At 67.7% G+C, this 2200-nt stretch carries 3 protein-coding genes; 2 read left to right on the forward strand and 1 reads right to left on the reverse strand.

Annotation, left to right across the window (positions count from 1 at the left end; genetic code table 11):
- Both GPA_RS10900 and GPA_RS10905 read left to right on the forward strand, forming a co-directional pair.
- On the forward strand, positions 1–841 hold an 841-nt coding region (locus GPA_RS10900; protein ID WP_041239501.1), incomplete at its 5' end, for an HhH-GPD family protein.
- Positions 842–1233: 392 nt separating this feature from the next.
- Entirely contained in the window at positions 1234–1812 is a 579-nt protein-coding gene (locus GPA_RS10905) for a manganese efflux pump MntP (RefSeq protein WP_015539895.1), read from the forward strand.
- Between the two features lie 5 nt (positions 1813–1817).
- Here GPA_RS10905 and GPA_RS17505 read toward each other — a convergent pair.
- The coding region (locus tag GPA_RS17505; protein ID WP_231847632.1) for an ACT domain-containing protein at positions 1818–2200 on the reverse strand (383 nt) is incomplete at its 5' end.

The raw sequence follows: 2200 nt of genomic DNA on the forward strand, positions 1-2200 counted from the left end.
GCCTGCCGCACCCGACCGCGAGACGTTCACGGCGCTCGTGCGCGAGCGGGGTGCGGCGCTCTACCGCGACCTTCCGTGGCGCAACCTCGACGACCCCTACGCCGTGCTCGTGTCCGAGATCATGCTGCAGCAGACCCAGGTGGCGCGCGTGGGACGGTTCTGGGAGCGCTTCATGGCGCTGTTCCCCACGATCGACGCGCTCGCGTCGGCCGACACGTCCGACGTGCTGACCCAGTGGCAGGGGCTCGGCTACAACCGCCGCGCCCTCGCGCTGAAGAGGACGGCCGACCTCTGCGCCGCCGAACGGGGCGGGCAGCTGCCCTCCACGGCCGAGGAGCTGGTGCAGCTGCCCGGCATCGGCCCTGCCACGGCGGCCGGCGTGGTGGCGTTCGCCTTCGACCGCCCCTCGCTCTACCTGGAGACGAACGTGCGCACGGTGTTCCTGCACGAGCTGTTCCCGGGCCGCGAGGGCGTGAGGGACCGGGAGCTGGCCCCGCTCGTGGCGGACACGTGCCCCGAGGAGGGCGCCCGGGCATGGTACTACGCGCTCCTGGACTACGGCGCGCACTTGAAGACCCAGGTGGCGAACCCGTCAAGGCGCAGCGCCCACCATACGCGGCAGTCGGCCTTCGAGGGGTCGCGGCGGCAGAAGCGCGCCGAGCTCGTGCGCATCGTGCTGGCCGCCCCGGGCATCGCCGCGCCGGAGCTGGCTGGTCGCCTGGACGCCTTCGAGCAGGCCGCCGGCCGCCCCTGCGTGGATGCGGACGTGTTCGACGGCATCGTCGCCGACCTGGTGTCCGAGGGCTTCTTCCGCCGGGAGGGCGACCTATTTTTCGCGTAGGCGCACCGGGCCGATATTGGCCACAACCTCCGTTCTCGTCCATCCCATAGCAAGCTCCTGAACAGGTAAAACAACATATAACACCTGGTCAGACAAGTGGACGAAAACGGAGGTTATGGCAAGGTGTTTGATGGCTCGGCGGCGGAAACCTGTGCTAGAATATCCGAATCCCGTGGGGGAGTAGTCGGCGCCGTCAAGGCGCGGCTGCGTCAACATACTGCTTCTTCCTGAAGCTGGCGCAACCTGAAACGACAAGACTCGCGGTGTGGCGCTTGGCGTCGCACCGCTCGCTTATGCAGCCGGTGCGCACGCGCCGGTGTTTTTTTTTGCCTGCAGCCCGGACCGGCGCTGCGGCGCGGCCAGGGGGATTGCGGAGACGAGAGGAAACGACCATGGGATTCGCGGAGCTGTTCTTGATCGCGGTGGGGCTGTCGATGGACGCGTTCGCCGTGTCGGTGTGCAAGGGCTTGTGCATGAAGCGCCTGAACATGCGCCAGGCGCTGGTCATCGCGCTGTTCTTCGGCGGCTTCCAGGGGCTCATGCCGCTTCTCGGCTGGGCGCTGGGCACGCAGTTCGAGCGCAACATCACGCCGGTGGACCACTGGATAGCCTTCGGCCTTCTGGCGCTTATCGGCGGCAAGATGCTCTGGGACGCCTTCCATGAGGACGACGAGGAGCTGTCCTGCCCGGCCGACGGCAAGCTCGACCTGCGCGAGCTCGTCATGCTCGCCATCGCCACGAGCATCGACGCGCTCGCCGTGGGCATCACGTTCGCGTTCCTGCGCGTGGACATCGTCATGTCCGTGGGGCTCATCAGCGCCACCACGTTCGTGCTCGCTCTCGCGGGCGTGGTCGTGGGCCACCGCTTCGGCGCGCGCTACGAGAAGGCCGCCACCATCGCCGGCGGCATCGTCCTCGTGCTCATCGGCACGAAGATCCTGCTGGAGCACCTGGGCATCCTGGCGCTCTAACGCCCTTAGTCCACCGGGTAGCTGCCGAGCACCTTCACCTCGCGCAGCTTCAGGCGCAGGCAGTTCAGGGCCGTCTGCACGGGCAGGGTGTTCGCGTCCTCCTTGAACTCGATGAAGAACATGTAGTCGCCGAGCGCCTGCTTCGTGGGGCGCGATTGGATCATCGACAGGTTGATGCCGGCGTAGGCGAACTCGGACAGGATCATGTTCAGCGTGCCCGCGCGGTCCACCTGCAAGAACAGGGCGAGCGAGGTCTTGTAGCGGTCGCCGCGGAACACGGGCGGATGTCCCTGGCGGCCGATGAGGGCGAACGACGTCTGGTTGCCGAAATGGTCCTCGTGTCGCGCACGGCCACGCGCGCGCCGTGCAGCTCGGCGGCGAACGCGTT

Source organism: Gordonibacter pamelaeae 7-10-1-b (genome assembly GCF_000210055.1).
GTDB classification, from domain to species: domain Bacteria; phylum Actinomycetota; class Coriobacteriia; order Coriobacteriales; family Eggerthellaceae; genus Gordonibacter; species Gordonibacter pamelaeae.